This is a genomic window from Chelativorans sp. Marseille-P2723 (assembly GCF_902809845.1).
In the GTDB taxonomy this organism is placed as follows: domain Bacteria; phylum Pseudomonadota; class Alphaproteobacteria; order Rhizobiales; family Rhizobiaceae; genus Chelativorans.
Genome location: NZ_CADDWI010000008.1, coordinates 781,936 through 800,204 on the forward strand (window position 1 = coordinate 781,936; position 18,269 = coordinate 800,204).

17 protein-coding genes are annotated in these 18,269 nt (G+C 60.1%); 8 read left to right on the top strand and 9 right to left on the bottom strand.

What is annotated here, in order from left to right; genetic code table 11:
• The first annotated feature begins 7 nt into the window (after positions 1-7).
• Genes HUS57_RS05480 through kynU form a run of 5 tightly spaced genes read left to right on the top strand, consistent with a single transcriptional unit; the run spans position 8 to position 4,254 of the window.
• A complete protein-coding gene (locus HUS57_RS05480) occupies positions 8-811 on the top strand; it encodes an enoyl-CoA hydratase family protein (RefSeq protein ID WP_173932303.1) in 804 nt (267 codons plus the stop codon).
• Positions 811-1,968, top strand: a complete 1,158-nt coding sequence (locus HUS57_RS05485) for an acyl-CoA dehydrogenase family protein (RefSeq protein ID WP_173931869.1) — start codon at positions 811-813, stop codon at positions 1,966-1,968. Before HUS57_RS05480 ends, HUS57_RS05485 begins: the two co-directional genes overlap by 1 nt.
• Positions 1,969-2,015: 47 nt before the next feature.
• Positions 2,016-2,411 carry a RidA family protein gene (locus HUS57_RS05490; protein WP_173931870.1) on the top strand — a complete coding sequence of 132 codons (396 nt, stop codon included), beginning with the start codon at positions 2,016-2,018 and terminating at the stop codon, positions 2,409-2,411.
• 6 nt (positions 2,412-2,417) lie between these two features.
• A complete protein-coding gene (locus HUS57_RS05495; RefSeq protein WP_173931871.1) occupies positions 2,418-2,990 on the top strand; it encodes a DNA-3-methyladenine glycosylase in 573 nt (190 codons plus the stop codon).
• Positions 2,991-3,006: 16 nt separating this feature from the next.
• Entirely contained in the window at positions 3,007-4,254 is a 1,248-nt protein-coding gene (kynU, locus tag HUS57_RS05500; RefSeq protein ID WP_173931872.1) for a kynureninase, read from the top strand.
• 7 nt (positions 4,255-4,261) lie between these two features.
• Here kynU and HUS57_RS05505 read toward each other — a convergent pair whose 3' ends face one another.
• The 7 genes from HUS57_RS05505 to HUS57_RS05535 form a co-directional block, all read right to left on the bottom strand.
• Positions 4,262-4,948, bottom strand: coding sequence for an ABC transporter ATP-binding protein (locus tag HUS57_RS05505; protein WP_173931873.1), 687 nt, complete (start codon positions 4,946-4,948; stop codon positions 4,262-4,264).
• Entirely contained in the window at positions 4,945-5,694 is a 750-nt protein-coding gene (locus HUS57_RS05510) for an ABC transporter ATP-binding protein (RefSeq protein WP_173931874.1), read from the bottom strand. Before HUS57_RS05510 ends, HUS57_RS05505 begins: the two co-directional genes overlap by 4 nt.
• Positions 5,687-6,658, bottom strand: a complete 972-nt coding sequence (locus HUS57_RS05515) for a branched-chain amino acid ABC transporter permease (RefSeq protein WP_246727745.1) — start codon at positions 6,656-6,658, stop codon at positions 5,687-5,689. Before HUS57_RS05515 ends, HUS57_RS05510 begins: the two co-directional genes overlap by 8 nt.
• Positions 6,659-6,666: 8 nt before the next feature.
• On the bottom strand, positions 6,667-7,587 hold the full coding sequence (locus tag HUS57_RS05520) for a branched-chain amino acid ABC transporter permease (protein WP_173931876.1): 921 nt from the start codon (positions 7,585-7,587) through the stop codon (positions 6,667-6,669).
• Between the two features lie 112 nt (positions 7,588-7,699).
• Positions 7,700-8,833: an ABC transporter substrate-binding protein gene (locus tag HUS57_RS05525; protein ID WP_173931877.1), complete on the bottom strand. Its 1,134-nt coding sequence runs from the start codon at positions 8,831-8,833 to the stop codon at positions 7,700-7,702.
• Positions 8,834-8,859: 26 nt separating this feature from the next.
• Positions 8,860-9,693 (bottom strand): tryptophan 2,3-dioxygenase, encoded by an 834-nt coding sequence (gene kynA, locus HUS57_RS05530; protein ID WP_246727746.1) that lies wholly within the window; start codon positions 9,691-9,693, stop codon positions 8,860-8,862.
• Entirely contained in the window at positions 9,680-11,317 is a 1,638-nt protein-coding gene (locus tag HUS57_RS05535) for a benzoate-CoA ligase family protein (RefSeq protein ID WP_173932305.1), read from the bottom strand. The genes kynA and HUS57_RS05535 overlap by 14 nt, the downstream gene beginning before the upstream one ends.
• A 229-nt stretch (positions 11,318-11,546) precedes the next feature.
• Here HUS57_RS05535 and HUS57_RS05540 point away from each other — a divergent pair, with 229 nt between their 5' ends.
• Together HUS57_RS05540 and HUS57_RS05545 are read left to right on the top strand one after the other, a co-directional pair.
• Positions 11,547-12,377: an alpha/beta hydrolase gene (locus HUS57_RS05540; protein WP_173931879.1), complete on the top strand. Its 831-nt coding sequence runs from the start codon at positions 11,547-11,549 to the stop codon at positions 12,375-12,377.
• A 94-nt stretch (positions 12,378-12,471) separates the two neighbouring features.
• Entirely contained in the window at positions 12,472-13,548 is a 1,077-nt protein-coding gene (locus HUS57_RS05545) for an MBL fold metallo-hydrolase (RefSeq protein ID WP_246727747.1), read from the top strand.
• 47 nt (positions 13,549-13,595) lie between these two features.
• On the opposite strand, the gene HUS57_RS05550 is transcribed toward HUS57_RS05545, so the two are convergent.
• On the bottom strand, positions 13,596-15,656 hold the full coding sequence (locus tag HUS57_RS05550) for a 3-hydroxyacyl-CoA dehydrogenase NAD-binding domain-containing protein (protein ID WP_246727748.1): 2,061 nt from the start codon (positions 15,654-15,656) through the stop codon (positions 13,596-13,598).
• Positions 15,657-15,775: 119 nt separating this feature from the next.
• Complete coding sequence (locus HUS57_RS05555) at positions 15,776-16,300, bottom strand: MarR family transcriptional regulator (protein ID WP_246727749.1); 525 nt, start codon at positions 16,298-16,300, stop codon at positions 15,776-15,778.
• Positions 16,301-16,412: 112 nt separating this feature from the next.
• On the opposite strand from HUS57_RS05555, the gene HUS57_RS05560 reads away from it, so the two are divergent.
• Positions 16,413-18,188 carry an N-acetylglutaminylglutamine amidotransferase gene (locus tag HUS57_RS05560; RefSeq protein ID WP_173931882.1) on the top strand — a complete coding sequence of 592 codons (1,776 nt, stop codon included), beginning with the start codon at positions 16,413-16,415 and terminating at the stop codon, positions 18,186-18,188.
• The last annotated feature ends 81 nt before the right edge of the window (positions 18,189-18,269 follow it).

Here is an 18,269-nt window from a genome sequence, read left to right on the forward strand (position 1 = left end):
GGTTGAAATGGCTGGTCTGGAGCCGAAACATTTTCTCTGGCGCATGGAGGGCCGGGTTGCAATCATCCAGCTCAACCGCCCTGATCGCAAAAACCCGCTCACCTTCGATTCCTATGCGGAACTGCGGGATACATTCCGCAGCCTCGCCTATGCCGAAGACGTGGACGCAGTCGTTCTTCTGCCAAATGGCGGCAATTTCTGCTCCGGTGGCGATGTTCATGACATCATTGGTCCGCTGGTCAAGATGGACATGAAGGAGCTTCTGTCGTTCACCCGTATGACGGGCGACCTGGTCAAGGCAATGCTCAATTGCGGCAAGCCGATCATCTCAGCCGTCGATGGGGTGGCGGTCGGCGCTGGTGCCATCCTTGCCATGGCTTCCGATCTTCGCATCGCGACCCCGGCGGCAAAGACGGCATTTCTCTTCACTCGGGTGGGGCTTGCCGGTTGCGACATGGGCGCTTGCGCGATCCTGCCGCGTATCATCGGGCAGGGTAGGGCAGCGGAACTCCTTTATACTGGCCGCACCATGAGTGCCGAAGAGGGAGAGCGCTGGGGCTTCTACAACCGGCTGGCTCCGGCGGAGGAACTGGAGGCGGAGGCGCTGGCCCTTGCCGGGCGCATAGTTTCGGGCCCGACCTTTGCCCATGGCATCACCAAGACACAGCTCAACCAGGAATGGTCCATGAGCCTTGAACAGGCGATCGAAGCCGAGGCGCAGGCTCAGGCAATCTGCATGCAGACCCGCGACTTCGAGCGCGCCTACAATGCCTTCGTGGCGAAGGAAAAGCCCGTTTTCGAGGGCAATTGATGGTGGACCGCTCTTTCCTTTGCTGGCCTTTCTTCGAGGATCGCCATCGCGACTTTGCGGAGCGGCTGGAAACGTGGTGCGCGCGAAACCTGCCCGTCGCCCATGATGACGTCGATGCCGCTTGCCGTGAACTCGTCACGAAGCTAGGGCGCGACGGCTGGCTGAAGCCCACGGCAGTTGATCCTGCCGTTCCCGCAGCGCTCGATGTGCGGACGCTGTGCCTTGCGCGCGAGACGCTGGCCCGGCATGACGGGCTTGCCGATTTCGCCTTTGCCATGCAAGGGCTCGGCACCGGAGCGATCAGCCTTTACGGCACGCCGGAGCAGAAGCAATGGCTGGAAAGGACGCGCGCGGGCGACGCGATCTCCGCTTTTGCGCTTTCAGAGCCACGTTCCGGCTCCGACGTGGCCAATATGGACATGGCAGCAGAACGTGACGGCGATTTCTATGTGGTCAATGGCGAGAAGACCTGGATTTCCAACGGCGGCATAGCTGATTTCTATGTGGTCTTCGCCAGGACAGGAGAAGGTCCCGGCGCCAGGGGAATTTCCGCCTTCCTCGTTCCGGCGGATATAAAGGGGCTGAATATTGCCGAGCGGCTGGAGGTGATCGCGCCGCATCCCTTGGCGCGTCTTTCCTTTGAAGATGTGCGCCTGCCAGCCTCAGCGATGATCGGCAAGCCGGGCGAGGGCTTTCGCATCGCCATGTCGGTGCTCGACGTATTCCGCTCTACGGTTGGCGCGGCGGCTTTGGGTTTTGCGCGGCGAGCGCTTCAGGAAAGCGTAAAGCGCGCCGGCGAGCGGAAACTTTTCGGCGCGCCGATGGCTGAGTTGCAGATGGTCCAGGGGCATCTTGCCGATATGGCACTCGATGTCGACGCTGCCGCGCTCCTCATTTACCGAGCGGCTTGGACCAAGGACAATGGGGCCGAACGGGTTACGCGCGAGGCGGCGATGGCAAAGCTCTTTGCGACCGACCGCGCTCAGGACGTGATCGATAGGGCGGTCCAGCTCCATGGCGGCGACGGCGTTCGAAGCGGGCACATCGTGGAACGCCTATACCGTGAAATACGCGCCTTGCGCATCTATGAGGGTGCGTCCGACGTACAGAAAGTGGTGATCGCGCGGCAGGTGCTGTCGGCAGCAAGAAAAGACTGACGAAAGATCGCCTCCATAATTCCATCGTTGCTTGAGCGGAGAATTGAATGCACACCATTTTGCAGCCCGAGGGTTGGGCAAAACCTGTCGGCTATTCGAATGGCATTGCGGCGCGTGGTACACTCGTTTTCGTTGGAGGCCAGGTTGGCTGGAACGGTGATTACGAGTTCGAGAGCGACGATTTCGTCGATCAGGTGCGGCAGACGCTCCAGAATGTCGTTGCCGTGCTTGCCGAGGCGGGTGCCGGCCCCGAGCACATTACCTCGATGACCTGGTATTTCACTGACAAGGCCGAATATCTTGCCAATCTCAAGGGGATTGGCGCAGCATATCGCGAGGTGATCGGCCGTCATTTTCCCACAATGGCCGCCGTCCAGGTTGCGGCACTGATAGAGGACCGTGCCAAGGTGGAAATCCAGGCAATGGCCGTCGTGCCGGATTGAGCAGCAATGCAGATAGCAAACTTTCTTGACACCGAGCTGCCTGCTTTCTTTTCCCGGCCGGCACCGGAGGTGGCAAGGGAGCTCATCGGCGCGGAGCTGCTGGTGGGAGAAACCGGTGGCGTGATCGTGGAAACGGAGGCATATGATCGCGACGATCCTGCCTCTCACAGCTATCGGGGCCCTACTTCACGCAATAGTTCCATGTTCGGGGCGCCCGCCCACGCCTATGTCTATCGCTCCTATGGCATCCATTGGTGCCTCAACTTCGTTTGCCTTCCCGGTAGCGCTGTCCTGATCCGTGCTCTTGAGCCTTCGGCTGGAATTGAAACCATGCAGAAGCGGCGCGGAACGCAATCTCCGCGCCTGCTCTGCGCGGGCCCCGGCCGCCTCTCCCAAGCGCTCGGTATCGATGGCTCAATGGACGGCGCTCCCCTTTTCGCACCGCCTTTTCAGCTGACGCTGCCGGAACAGCACTTTCCCGTCATGGTTGGCACGCGCATTGGTATATCGCGAGGCATCACCACTCCATGGCGCTTCGGGCTAAGAGCCTCGCCCTATGTCAGCCGCAGGTTTGCCTGAGCGTCGGAGGATAGCCATGTTCCAAGTGCCGGATCTCGCCGCTGTTAATGTCATGGATTCTGCCGACCCTTTGAGGGCGCTTCGGCACGAGTTCTCCTTGCCCGAAGGGATCGTCTATCTCGATGGCAACTCTCTAGGCCCTGCCTCGCACTCCGTTCTTGCCGATCTGGAAAGCGCCGCCAGAAAGGAGTGGGCCGAGGGATTGATCCGCAGTTGGAACGGCGCGGGCTGGTTTACTTTGCCCCTTACCTTGGGGGATTGTATCGGTAGGCTGGTGGGAGCTGCGCCTGGCCAGACGGCCGTATGCGATACCACCTCGATCAACATCTACAAAGCTCTCCATGCCGCCATGGTCCTTAGGCCTGGCCGGCCTGTTATCGTTGCAGAAGGTGACAGCTTCCCTACCGATCTTTACGTGGCAGAGGGGGTGGTATCCACGCATAACGGGGCGAGCCTTCGGCTTGAAGGCGTAGACGCGCCCACGATCGAGGAGCTGATTGACGATCAGGTCGCGGCCGTCCTCGTTAACCATGTCAACTACAGGACGGGTGCGCTTCGCGACATGACGGCGCTCACCCGCAGGGCGCATGAGGCGGGCGCGCTCACCGTGTGGGATCTCTGTCACTCCGCGGGTGCGCTGCCCGTCGAGCTGGATAAGGCGGAAGCTGATTTAGCTGTCGGCTGCACCTACAAATATCTCAACGGCGGCCCCGGCGCACCCGCCTTCATCTATGTGGCACAGCGTCATCATGCACAGGCGCAGCAACCCCTCAGCGGCTGGTGGGGACACGCACGTCCTTTCGCCTTCGAGCAGAGCTTTTCCGGCGCCGAAGGCATCGCCAAGTTCCAATGCGGAACGCAACCCATCCTGTCGCTAAGGGCGCTGAAGGCCGCGCTCGACATCTGGGATGGAGTGGATATGGAACTGGTAAGGCAAAAGAGCATTGCCTTGACCGATCTGTTCATCGGGCTGGTGGAGGCAAGATGCAGCGCTTTTGGTCTGACGCTGGAAAGCCCGCGCGAAGGACATCGGCGCGGCAGCCAGGTCGCATTCGCGCATCAGAACGCCTATGAGATTATGCAGGCGTTGATTTTTTGTGGCGTCATTGGAGACTTTCGCGCTCCCTCTACGCTGCGCTTCGGCTTCTCCCCGCTATATATCGGGTTCGCCGATGTGTGGCATGCAGTCGAGGTGCTGGAAGAAGTGCTGCGTACCGGATTATGGAAGGAAGCACGTTTCGCTCACCGCACCATGGTGACATGAACGCTCATCAGACGCCCAGATAACGGTCCTGAAGGTCAGGTGTGAGCGCCTCCGGGGTTCCTTCGAAAACGGTTTTGCCTTTCTCCAGGATGTAGCAACGGTCGGCCACCCGCAAAAGTTCTGACAGCGTCTTGTCGACGACGAGGATGGTCTGGCCGCTGGCTTTCAGCTTCGAAAGGGCGCGCCAGATGTCCTGCCGGATCACGGGCGCCAATCCTTCCGTGGCCTCGTCCAGCACCAGAAGCTTCGGATTTGTCATGAGGGCGCGACCAATCGCCAGCATCTGCTGCTCGCCGCCCGAAAGCGTGTTGGCATATTGTTCGCTGCGTTCTTCAAGTCGGGGAAAGAGCCCGAACACCTTCTCCAGCGTCCATTCGCCCCCCCGTGCCGCTGCCGTCAAATTCTCGAAAACGGTGAGGTTGGGGAAGCAGCGTCTGCCCTCCGGCACCAGCCCCAGGCCAAGTCTTGCGATACGATGCGGTCGCCTGCCGGCAATTTCGGCGCCTTCGAAACGGATCGAGCCGCTGCGGGGACGGATCAGGCCAAAAACAGATCTGATCGTCGTTGTCTTGCCCATGCCATTGCGGCCCATGAGAGCGACCATCTCGCCTTCGTCCAGCGTAAGGCTGACTCCGTATAGTGCTTGCGAGGCACCATAGAAGGATTCGACATCGGCCAGTTCCAGGAGTCTCACTGGCTTTCTCCAAGATAGGCACGGCGGACTTCGGGGTGGTTGCGGATTTCGTCCACTTTCCCGCTGGCGATCACACGGCCATAGACGAGAACCGAGATGCGATCGGCAAGCGCGAAAACGGCATCCATATCGTGTTCGACCAGGAGGATCGGCGCCTCCTTGCGTAGGCCGTCCAGGAACTCTGTAAGGCTCCGAGTACCCTCCGGCCCCATTCCGGCCATGGGCTCGTCAAGCAGAAAGGCCTTAGGGCCAAGGGCGAGCGCGATGGCGATTTCGAGCTGCCTTCGCTCGCCATGGGAAAGCTCGGCGGCCGGCACATGGGCGCGATCCGCAAGATCCACCTTCTCCAGCATTTCCATGGAAGGCTCGATGAGGCTGCGGTCGCGCATGACCGGCCGGAAGAAGCGCAGGCTGGACCCCTGCCTCGCCTGAATGGCAAGCATCACGTTACGCAGTGCGGAGAATTCCTGTGCGAGCGAGGAGGTCTGGAAACTCCGGGCAAGTCCAAGCCGTGCTCGCGCCGCCATGTTGAGGCCGTTCATGTCCTTACCCAGAAAGCGGATCGTGCCGTGATCGGGCGCAAGCGAACCGGAGATCAGGTGTATGAGCGTGCTTTTCCCCGCACCATTCGGACCGATAAGCGCATGGATCTCACCTGGCACGAGATCGAGATTTACTCCGTCCGTCGCCTTCAGGGCACCGAAACTCTTCCGCAACTCGCGAATTTCAAGGACTGGATCAGCCATGTCGCTCCCGTCCTGCGATGAGCCCGAGAAGCCCGCCCCGCGCAAACAAGACGACGCCGAGCAGGATAAGTCCGAGGAAAAGTTGCCAGCGTTCCGTGTAGCTGCCGAGTGCATATTCGAAAAGAACATAGAGCATGGCTCCAGCCACGGGGCCGAAGAGCCTTCCCTTTCCGCCAAGTATGATCAGCACGATGAGCTCGCCGGACATGTGCCAGGAAAGCATGGAAGGGCTGACGAACCGGTTCAGGTCAGCCAGGAGCGCGCCTGCCACGCCAGTGATCATTGCCGAGATGACGAAGGCGACGAGGCGGATTTGAAATGGCGCGATGCCGACGGCGGAAAGTCGCGTCGCATTCTGCCGCGCTGCCTGTAGCGCCGCGCCGAACCGCGAGTCGCGCAGGAAGCGAAACAGCACCAGCCCGAGGATAAGCATCCCATAGCACAGCAGGAAATAGGAAAGGGGCGTTGCGGTGTTGATCCCAGGGAAGCTGTTGCGCACATAGATCGGCAAGCCGTCCTCGCCGCCATAGGCCGGCCAGGAAATGGCGAAATAATAGATCATCTGCGCGAAGGCCAGCGTGATCATGATAAAATAGACGCCCGTCGTGCGCAGGCTCACCGCGCCGATGGGCAGGGCAGCGACCCCGCAGGCCAGCGCAGCCACCAGCCATATCACGGGCATGGAGGTGCTGGCTTCAAGCCCGAAGAGCAAGGGCTCGCTGTTGAATGCATGGGTAGCCATGATGCCTGCGGCATAGCCTCCAAGCCCGAAGAAGGCTGCGTGACCGAAGGAGACAAGGCCGCCAAGGCCAAGGGCGATATTCAGCCCCACGGCAGCTAGCGCAAGCAATGCGATGCGGGTTGCCAATGTCACGTAGAATGTCTGTCCAGCCGCGCTCGCGGCAAGCGGAATTGCCAGCAGAAGAAGCGCAAGGACAGCGTTGACGGTTGCTTCGCGGGACAAGGCTGGCCTCATGAGTGTGCCGCAAAAAGGCCGCGCGGGCGGAAAGCAAGAATGAGCGCCATCACGATATAGATGAGCATGGAGGCCAGCGCGCCGCCTACCAATGCCGCCTGTGAAGGCGGCAGCATGAAAAGCAGCGCCTGCGGCAGGAGAAAGCGCCCCATCGTGTCCACAACGCCGACGAGGATCGCGCCAAAAAGTGCCCCCTTGATCGAACCGATGCCTCCGATGACGATAACCACAAAGGCGAGGATGAGAACAGGCTCACCCATGCCGACCTGAACCGACTGCAACGCGCCTACCAGAGCGCCGGCAAGCCCGGCCATTCCCGCGCCCAGCGCAAAGACGACGGTGTAGAGGGTGGAGATATCAATGCCCAGCGCGGCGATCATCTCGCGGTCCGACTCGCCCGCGCGGATGCGCATTCCGAGCCGCGTGCGCGCGATCATAAGATAGAGGCCGACCGCCACCACAACGCCGACGCCGATTATAGCCAGGCGATAGAGCTGATATTGCCCGCCCCCCGGCAGCGGCACCGCGCCCTGGAGCAATGGGGGAATGTCGAGATAGAGCGGAAAGGAGCCGAACAGCCAGCGCGTGCCTTCGGAAAAGATCAGTATGAGGGCGAAGGTCGCGAGCACCTGGTCGAGGTGGTCCCGCTCATAAAGCCGGCGAATGACAAGGATTTCGACGATGGCTCCCGCCAATGCCGCCGCCGCCAGGCTCGCTGCAAGGCCGATCCAGAAGGAGCCGGTTGCCGCCGCAACGGTGGCGCAGGCGAAGGCACCCACCATGTAAAGCGATCCATGGGCCAGATTGATGAGCCCCATCACGCCGAAAATCAGCGTCAGGCCCGCGGCCATCAGGAACAGCATGACTCCGAGCTGAAGGCCGTTGAGAAGTTGCTCGATCAGAAGTGCCGTGGACAAGGATTGCCATCCGGATGGATTTTGAAAAGCCGAAAGGGATCCGCCGGAAGGGCGGGCGGAACACCGGGACCCGGCTACTCCGGGTCCCGGAAAGAGGAACGGGCTGCGCCGCTTACATGGGGCAATCCTTGGCGTAGGCGTCCGAATGATCTTCGAAGGCTGTGCCGATGATGCGGTTGGTCAGCACGTCGCCCTCCTTGATGACCTCGCGGACATAGATGTTCTGGACCGGATGGTTGTTATTGTTAAAGGAGAACTCCCCGCGTACCGATTCGAAATCGGCCTCCTTGAGTGCGGCGCGGAATGCTTCCTTATCCTTCACGCTCGCCTTGGAGAGCGCCGAGAGAATGAGATTGGCCGTGTCCCAGCTCTGAGCCGCATAGACCGAGGGAAGGCGTCCGAACTCGGCCTCGAATGCCTCGACGAACCGCTTGTTCGCTTCATTGTCGAGGTCCTTCGACCAGCTTGCGGAGTTCTTCACGCCGAGCGCCGCATCTCCCACAGCCGGCAGCACGTCCTGGCTGAAGGAAAAGCCGGGCCCCATGACAGGAATGTCAACGCCGGACTGGGCGTATTGCTTCATGAAGGCAATGCCCATGCCCCCCGGAAGGAAGAAGAAGACCGAATCGGCGCCCGAAGCGCGGATCTGCGCGATTTCGGCCGCATAATCGGTCTGGCCGACTTGCGTATAGATCTCGCCTGCAAGCTCTCCGGTATAGAAGCGCTTGAAGCCCGTAAGCGAATCCTTGCCCGCCGGATAGTTGGGCGCAAGAATGAAGGTGTTCTTGTAATTCTGCGCGGCGTACTGCCCCATCGCCTCGTGGAAATTGTCATTCTGGTAGGCGACGTTGAAGTAATTGGGATGGCAGTTTGCCCCTGCCAGCGCCGACGGGCCGGCGTTGGGAGAAAGATAGATGATGTCCTGGGCAACCGTATTCGGCACCACGGCCATGGCAAGGTTGGACCATATTATGCCGGTCATGAGATCAACCTGGTCGCTCTGGATCATCTTTTCAGCGATCTGAACGGCAAGTTCCGGCTTCTGCCCGTCATCTTCGATGACAAGCTCGATCTCCTCGTTTCCGGACTGCTCGACGGCCAGTACGAAGGCGTCGCGCACATCGATGCCAAGCCCGGCACCGCCGCCCGAAAGCGTGGTGATGATGCCGATCTTGACTGGCTCCGCCAGGGCGGTGCTCGACAGAGCGAGCGCCGCGCTGAATATTCCTGCTGCGATAAGTTTCATTTTCCCCTCCTGCGATTGCCGTTGCGTCAGAGCTTTGTGCGTACTTTCCAGAGTTCGGGAAACAGTTCAACCTCCAGCATCTTCTTCAGATACGAAACGCCGGAAGTACCGCCTGTTCCACGCTTTAGCCCGATGATCCGCTCCACTGTCGTAACATGATTGAAGCGCCAGCGGCGGAAGTAATCCTCGAAATCGACCAGCTTCTCGGCCAGTTCATAGAACATCCAATGCCGCTGGGGATCGTTGTAAACTGCCTGCCATGCTGCAAGCACTTCCTCGCTCTGCATCCTTGTCTCGCGCCAGCTCGTGCGGCTGGCGTCCATCCCGACGTCAAATCCGTTGCGGGAAAGAAGGAGGATGGCCTCCTCGTAAAGGGAGGGCCGGTCGAGAATTGCCTCCAGTTTCGCCAACAGATCCGGCCTGTGCGCGTGAGGGCGCAACATGGCAAGATTCCTGTTCCCTGCCATGAATTCGATGGCGCGGTACTGCCAGGATTGGAAGCCGGAAGATTGGCCAAGAGCGTGCCGGAATTGCGTGTACTCGCTGGGCGTCATGGTCCGCAGGACGTCCCAGGCATTGTTCAACTGCTCGAAGATCCGCGCCACACGCGTCAGCATCTTGAAGGAAGGCTCCAGCTTGTCCTGGCGGATCATCTGCATGGCCGCGCCGATTTCATGGAGCGCCAGCTTCATCCATAGTTCCGACGTCTGATGCTGGATGATGAACAGCATTTCATCATGGGCAAATGAAAGCGGTACCTGTGCGTCAAGCACACGGTCAAGACAGAGATAGTCGCTGTAGGACATCCGATCCTTAAACGACATCTCGGCTCCTTCGGTGGCAGGGTCAGGCGCTTTCATCGTAACGATACTCCGCCCTTAGCCGAAAGCGCTGGAGCTTGCCCGTCGGCGTCTTGGGTAACGCGTCGGTAAATCTGATCGAGCGCGGATATTTATACGGCGCGATTGCCGCCTTCACATGCTCCTGAAGCCGCCGGATGCATGCTTCGTCGCGCTCCACGCCTTCGACGAGCACTATATGTGCCTCCACGATCTGGCCTCGATCCGGATCGGGGGCGCCAATCACGGCGCATTCAGCGACATCCGGGTGCGTCAACAGGGCGGCTTCAACTTCCGGCCCTGCGATATTGTAGCCGGCGCTGATGATCATGTCGTCGGAGCGGGCAACGAAATGGAAAAAGCCTTCTTCGTCCTGGAGGAAAGTGTCACCGGTGACGTTCCAGCCCTCTCGCACATAGTCGCGCTGTCGGTCGTCGGCGAGGTAGCGGCAGCCGGTCGGGCCGCGCACTGCGAGCTTGCCGGGCGTACCGCGCGGAACCTCGCGCATCTCGTCATCCACGATGCGCGCCTCGTAGCCGCCGACGGCCCTTCCGGTCGACCCGGGCTTCAGGTCCTCGAAACGGTTGGAGATGAAGATGTGAAGCATCTCGGTGGAGCCGATGCCGTCGAGGATCGGCTTTCCGGTTTTCTTCATCCATTCCTCGAAAACCGGCGCCGGCAAAGTCTCACCTGCGGAGACTGCCGCGCGCAGGGACGAAAGATCGGCGCCCTGCTCCATGGCCTTCAGCATGGCCCGATAAGCCGTCGGAGCGGTGAAACAGACCGTTGCGCGGTAGGTCTCTATGATCTCGATCATGTTGGCCGGGGTTGCTTGCTCCAAAAGGGCCGCCGCAGCGCCAAAGCGGAGCGGAAAGACGGCAAGCCCGCCAAGCCCAAATGTGAAGGCGAGCGGCGGTGAGCCGACAAAGACATCCTCCGGCCTGACCTTCAGCACCTCCTTTGCATAGGAATCCGCGATGATCAGAAGGTCGCGGTGGAAGTGCATCGTGGCCTTCGGAATGCCGGTAGTACCCGAGGTAAATCCCAGTAACGCCACATCGTCCCGGCCAGTTTTAACCGCCTCGAACGTCACCGGCTTGTCGAGGGCAGCACGATCGAGCTCCGCGTCGTGGTTCGCCGTGCCGTCGAAGCCGACTACCTGCTTCATAAAGCGGCTTTCCTTGGCACAGGCGATCATCTCGTCCATCAGCCGCGTATCACAGAGGGCAAGCGAGATTTCGGCCTTGTCAACAATCTTCGCAAGTTCGGCGGCACGCAGCATAGGCATGGTGTTGACGACCACCGCTCCCGCCTTTGTGGCAGCCAGCCAGCACGCCACCATAGCGGGATTGTTTGCAGCGCGAATCAGCACGCGATTGCCCGGCTTGACGCCGTAATTTTCTACCAATGCGCGGGCGAGGCGGTTGGTCCAGTCGGAAAGCTCCTTGTAGGTGCGCCGTCTGCCGTGGCCGATCAGGGCCGTGTGATCACCCAGACCTTGTTCTACCTGCCTGTCGGTGAGTTCCACCGCAGCGTTGCAGTATTCAGGATATTCAAAACCATCGAGCAGGAATGCCGGCCACTGTTCCCGCGGCGGTAGATTGTCGCGAGCAAAAGTATCGATATGCGCTGTCGGTCCCAACATCATCGGGTGACGTTTTACCTCCTCCGCAAGCCGGCGGCGTGGCTGCTGCGGGGCAGTGCTCCCACCTTGCCCAATCCATCGCGCAGACGCCGTGGCTGTCATTTCCCTAACTCAGCATGACACCGCTCCGGAATTACTTCAAGCATAAAGCTTTTCGTTTTGCATATTGACATCGACCATTTTCCTTCGTCCCTGTGTGGTGTTTCACGGCGGCAGGGAGCGCTTGGTGATGCTGGAGCGGATGATCTCGGACTGGGATGATGCCTATGCGAACGGGCCGAACATCCCGGATGCCCAACGCTGGCCGGGGGCATGGGTGGAACCGGCGCGTGCATTTCGTAAACACATGGAGGAGAAGAAGCGGGCAAGGCTCGATATCGCCTATGGCCAGGCACCTCGTAACCGGCTCGATCTCTTCCTGCCGGACGGGACTCCGAAGGGCTTGGTGGTGTTTGTCCATGGCGGCTATTGGCTGAAGCTCGACAAGAGCTGCTGGTCCCATCTGGCCGGTGGCAGCGTGGAATTGGGCTACGCCGTGGCAATGCCTTCCTATACGCTCTGTCCTGACATCCGCATTTCAGGCATCGTGGATGAAATTGCTGCCTCAATCGTCAAGGCGGCCGGCCTCGTGAAAGGGCCGGTAATGCTTGCCGGGCATTCCGCCGGCGGGCATCTGGTGAGCCGCATGATCGCTCGTGCATCCCCATTGTCGGATGAGCTGAGGTGGCGTATCCACCGCGTTGTCTCCATTTCAGGGCTGCACGATCTGCGCCCGCTCATGCGCACCGCAATGAATGAACAGCTTCGTATCGACGAGGACGAAGCGGTTGCGCAAAGTCCGGCCCTCCTGCAGCCGGTGGAGGGTGCGCGGGTTGTCTGCTGGGTCGGCGGTAGCGAGAGGGCGGAGTTCTTGCGACAGAGCGCGCTTCTTGCCAATATCTGGACCGGCCTTGGGGCGGTGACCGCTTCTGTAGTGGAACCGGACCGCCATCATTTCAACGTTATCGAGGGACTTGCCGACGCAAGTCATCCTTTGACCGAAGCTCTATGCGAAGGATAGTTTATCGTTTAAGTCGATAATGTCTTTGCGGTTCCGGTTTCGTATTAATCGGGCCACCCGCTTCTATCTCCAACAAGACAGGCAACTTTTGACCTTGAGTTTCAGCAATAAAATTCTTTCCCTCGCCTCCCGTGCTGCGGATTTGTCAGATACTGAGGTGCTGGTCGAGTCCCCACCGGAATGGGGGGCCCCGGTGGAGGTCGCCGATGGCATCCTCTGGGTTCGCCTGCCGCTTCCCTTCGCGCTTGATCATGTCAATGTCTACCTCATAAGGGGACAAGACGGTTGGGCGCTGCTCGATACCGGCGTCGACGATGCCAGGATTCGTTCGATCTGGGAGGAATTGTTCTCTGGCCCGCTTGCCGGTGAGCGTCTGGAGCGCGTGATTGTCAGCCACTACCATCCGGACCATGTAGGCCTTGCCGGCTGGCTTGCTGCCAAGTTCAATATTCCGCTGCATATGAGCGCAACCGATTACCTGCTTGCCCGCGGACTTTCCCATCCTGCCGGCAGCGGGCTGATGCGGTTCAGAAAAGGCTTTCTTGAGTCACACGGGGTCGAACCCGAGTTGGCATCGGTGGTCACCGAGCGCGGCCAGAGATTCTTGGATATGTGCTCGCCGCTTCCTGGCACGTTCCGCCGGCTGCTTGCCGGCATGTCGCTGCATCTGGGTGGTACCGCGTACGAAGTATTGACAGGCGGCGGCCACGCGCCGGAACAGGTCATGCTGTACGGTGCGAAATCAGGCGCTTTTTTCTCGACGGATCAGGTGTTGCAGCGGATTTCTCCCAATGTCGGCATCACGCCACTTGCGCCCGATGACGATACGCTGGATGAGTATCTGCGGTCTCTGGGGGAGATAAGGGAGCGTGTTGCGTCTGACGTACTCGTTCTGCCTTGCCATGGCCTGCCATTCAAGGGGCTACACCAGCGGATCGACGAGCTTTCCGCGCATCATCACCGCCGCTGCGACCGAATCTTGGAAGCGGTTGCAGACCGCCCCATGACAGTAGGTGAATTGCTGCCGGTTCTGTTTCCCCGCCCTCTCGATCCTCAACAGCGTAGCTTCGCCTTTGCCGAGGCGCTTGCCCATGTGAACTACCTGGTCGCACGCGAGCGTTTGCAGCGCCTCGAGTCGGAGGGCATCTACCGCTACTCCGCCAACGGCTAGTCTGAAGTGCGGGCCGTGCCGGCGGGACGAGGGCCGCCGGCGGCTTGTCAGGAATGGAAGCCTTTTCCTTCCCGGGCGAGGCTGGCAAGAAGGCCTGCCGGCGCAAGCGACTCGTCCTTCTGGTCAGTCGAAAGGCGCTCAAGCTCGGCGGCAATGGTAGCAAGCCCCATCTGATCCGCATAATACATTGGACCGCCCCGCCAACGCGGCCAGGCATAGCCGTGAAGCCAGATCACATCGATATCGGCAGGACGCTCTGCAATGCCTTCCTCCAGTATGCGCGCACCCTCATTGATCATGGGATAGATGAGGCGTTGGAGGATCTCCTGGCGGGAAATCGTGCGTCTTGCGATGCCTTCGCGCTCGGCTGCCGCCTGAATGATCGTCTCGGCTTCAGGGTCGGGGACACCTTTGCGGGAAGCATCGGGATAAAGATAATAGCCTCTTCCCGTCTTCTGGCCCAGTCGACCGGCTTCGCACAACGCATCGGCTGCAGGTGCCCTTCTGCCGGTCGCCTTGCGCATGCGCCAGCTAATGTCCAGTCCGGCAAGATCGCCCATTGCGCACGGTCCCATCTTAAAACCGAACTCGGTCAGCGCCGCATCAATTTCGCTTGGCGAGGCTCCCTCAAGCAGCAGCCGGTCCACCTGCTCGGAGCGTCGCGCCAGCATGCGGTTACCGACAAAGCCATGGCCGACGCCGACGACCACGGGCGTCTTCTGCAGCATCTTTGCAGTTGCAATGGCAGTCAGCAGGGTCTCGTCGGAGGTGGCGCTTGCCCGGACGACTTCAACAAGCTGCATGATGTTGGCCGGGCTGAAGAAGTGCATACCAAGCACGTCTTCCGGCCTGGCGGTGGCGGCGGCAATCTCGTTCACGTCAAGATATGAGGTGTTGGTCGCAAGAACCGCGCGGGGCTTTGCGATCCGGTCGAGCGTTGAAAATATTTCGCGCTTCACCGCCATGTCTTCGAAGGCTGCTTCCACCACGAGATCCGCCTGGCCAACCTTGTCCAGACCTACCTCGGTCTTCAGCAGGGAAAGACGATCCTCCTTCTGCTCCGCGGAAATCCTTCCGCGGTCGACGGCGGACTGGTAATTGCCCGAGATGCGCTCGGCCGCGCGGGATGCGCCTGCCTCATCGGTTTCGATGACGGTGGTGGCTATGCCTGCGTCGAGAAAGGCGATGGCGATGCCGCTGCCCATTGTGCCGCCGCCAATAATTGCTACCTGCTTCACGGGGCGTGGCGCGGCTCCCTCGGCAACCTGCGGCTTGCGTGCCGCCTCACGCTCAGCAAAGAAGGCATAACGGAGGGCCTTCGAACGCTCATTTTCCTTCAGTTGCAGAAAGAGTTCCCGTTCTAACCGCGTTGCATCCTTGAAGCTTTCCTCGAAAGCGGCGCGCACGCATCGGACGATCGCTTCCACCTGGGGCTCGCCCGCCCGCTTTTTCAGGATCTTGGTGGCCGCTTCCTCCACTGCTGCACGCTCCGCTGATGCAGGTGTACGCTCGCTCAGGCGCCGCTTGGCGCCTTCTGCTGCGCGCTGCCTTGCAAAGGTGACCGCCACGTCGAGCAGGTTCTCTGCCGGAATGATTTCATCGACAATGCCAAGCCTCGCAGCAGCCTCGGCCGTTTTCGGATTGCCCTCTGCCATCATGGAGAGTGCCGCGGCCGGATCGATTAGGCGCGGAAGGCGCTGCGTGCCGCCAGCACCGGGAATAAGTCCCAGCTTGACCTCCGGCAGGCCCAAGGTCGAGGCCGGCGTCGCCAGCCGGAAGTCACAGGTGAGCGCCACTTCCAGTCCGCCCCCAAGCGCTGCGCCGTCAATTGCCGCCACAAAAGGCTTTTTGCAGGCGTCTATCGCGGCGAGCAGTTCAGGAAGTGAAGGCGGCTGCGGTGGCGCGTTGAATTCCTTGATGTCCGCACCTGCGATGAAGGTTTTGCCTGCCGACGCGATCACGATGGCTTCAACCGTTCCGTCGGCTTCCGCTGCCCTGATGCTTTCTGCAAGGCCGGCACGGACCGCGTGTCCAAGCGCGTTAACGGGCGGGTTATCGATAATCAGAAGCGCTATCCCATTGCGCTTCTCAAGCGTTACTGGGGGCAAAACCCTTCTCCTCCTTTTGTATTTTATAAGTAGTGCAATCGTTATTACGAAGGAGATCTGCTTTCAAGCAAAGGGTCGGAATGTGTGGGATGGGTGCAACCTTTGCTTGCCGTTCTTGGTCAGAGCTTACTCCCGGAATCTTGCGGCGGCTCCGTGCAGCTGCGGGACGAAGCTGAAACGGGGGCGTTGCCGCGGGACAGGAGTTGCGCAAGTGTCGTTACACCTTCGATGATCCTGCGTCTTTCCTCGGCTTCGATTCGAGCGAAGTGCTCTGCGAACGCCTCGCCCAGGGAAGCCGGCGCTTTCTGCACTAATGCTTCACCTGCTTCCGTAAGCTTCGTATGGACGATCCTCCGGTCTTTCGTCGAGCGATAGCGTTGGACAAGCTGCCGCTCCTCCAGATTGTCGAGAACGGTGACCACTGTGGCGGGACTGATATCTGCATAGGCTGAAAGGGCGATTGATGTCACTTCCCCGAGTTCAGCAATGCCGCTCATCAAGACAAGCTGCGCCGAAGTCAATCCGGTGGTCTTTAAGAGTTCCCGCGATTGTTGGTTGTACGCTCGCACAAGCTCGCGAATGGCTTTTTCCGCAATGCGCAACTCCTGATTACGCAACCTTCTACTCGATGATGCGTTGTCCACGGGCGCTGAAGAATCCGGCTTATCCGGCATGGATTAATTTGACAATCGAATGATATTAAACCAAATCATATCACCTTCGACGTAAAAAGAAACGGAGGGCCCGGCCAGAATCGTGTGTGGAATTTGCGGCGAAATACGCTTCGATGGCGCGCAGCCATCAGCACTTGTTCAAACCAGGATGATGGAAGCGCTCAACCCGCGCGGCCCCGATGGCGCAGGCATGATCATGCACGGCAATGCCGCGCTGTCGCACCGGCGGCTGAAGATCATCGATCTTTCCGACAAATCCCGCCAGCCGATGGTGGACGAGGAACTTGGACTGACGATCGCGTTCAACGGATGTATCTACAACTATCCGGAACTGCGCAGCGAACTGCAGGAGCGGGGATACCGCTTTTTCTCCGATGGCGATACGGAGGTCGTGCTTAAGGCTTATCATGCCTGGGGAAAGGAGTGCGTTGACCGGTTCCTCGGCATGTTCGCCTTCGCCATTCACGAGCGCGACACGGGCCGGCTGATCATGGTGCGGGACCGGCTGGGCATCAAGCCTCTCTATTATACCCAAAATGCGGCGGGCCTGCGTTTTGCCTCAAGCCTGCCAGCGCTCCTGAAGGCAGGTGACGTCGATACCTCAATAGACCGTTACGCGCTCCACAACTATCTTACCTTCCATGCCGTGGTGCCCCCGCCGCGCACGATCATCAAAGGCATCAAGAAGCTTCCGCCAGCCACGATACGGGTAGTTGAGGCCGATGGGCGGATTTCTGACACGCTTTACTGGAATCCGCGCTACGAGCGGGATCCTGCGCTTTCGGGACTAAGTTCGGAAGAGTGGCGCGATCGCGTGCTTGATCTGCTGCGCACGGCGATAAGGCGGCGCATGGTGGCGGATGTGCCCGTTGGTGTGCTGCTTTCCGGCGGTGTCGATTCCAGTCTCATCGTTGGGCTGCTGGCCGAGCAGGGTCAGCACGAGCTGATGACCTTCTCCGTCGGATTCGAGGAAGCTCACGGCGAGAAGGGAGACGAGTTCGCCTATTCCGATCTCATCGCGAAGCATTACGGCACCGACCACCACAAGATCTCCGTGTCTTCGAAACGGCTGCTGGATGCGCTGCCCGGGACCTTCGCGGCCATGTCCGAGCCGATGGTTTCCTACGACAATGTCGGTTTTTATCTCCTGTCGCAGGAGGTCTCGAAGCACATCAAGGTGGTGCAGTCGGGGCAGGGGGCGGACGAGGTGTTTGGCGGCTATCACTGGTACCCACCGCTAGCCAGTTCCAATGACGTGGTGGCCGATTATGCCCGCGTCTTCTTCGACCGTTCGCATGAACGTCTTGCCGAACAGACCAATCCGGAATGGCTGGTTGACGAGGATTTCAGCCGTAATCTGGTGGCTGCATATTTGAACCAACCAGGGGCAGATACTCCCGTGGATGCCGCCCTTCGTCTCGACACGCACGTCATGTTGGTCGATGATCCGGTGAAGCGGGTAGACAACATGACAATGGCCTGGGGCCTGGAGGCCCGGGTTCCCTTCCTCGATCACGAACTGGTCGAACTGGCGGCCAAAATCCCGCCTGAGGAAAAGCTGAAACATGGCGGCAAGGGCGTCCTTAAGGATGCGGCCCGACTGGTGATCCCGAGCGAGGTGATCGACCGGAAAAAGGGCTATTTCCCGGTACCGCAACTCAAATACATCGACGGACCGTATCTTGAGATGGTGCGCGATGCGCTGTCAGCACGCCCTGCTCGCGAGCGGGCGATCCTGCGCCAGGATTACCAGGAGCGGCTCCTTTCCGATCCGACAGCATATCTGACGCCGCTGCGCGGATCGGAGCTCTGGCAGGTGGGGCTGCTGGAACTCTGGTTGCAGACCCACGGTATCTGATCCATGACGAAGAAGTCGCCGAGGGATGAGAGGAAAAGCCATATGCGGCATGACAAGGCACTCGCGCACCGGCTCAAGCGG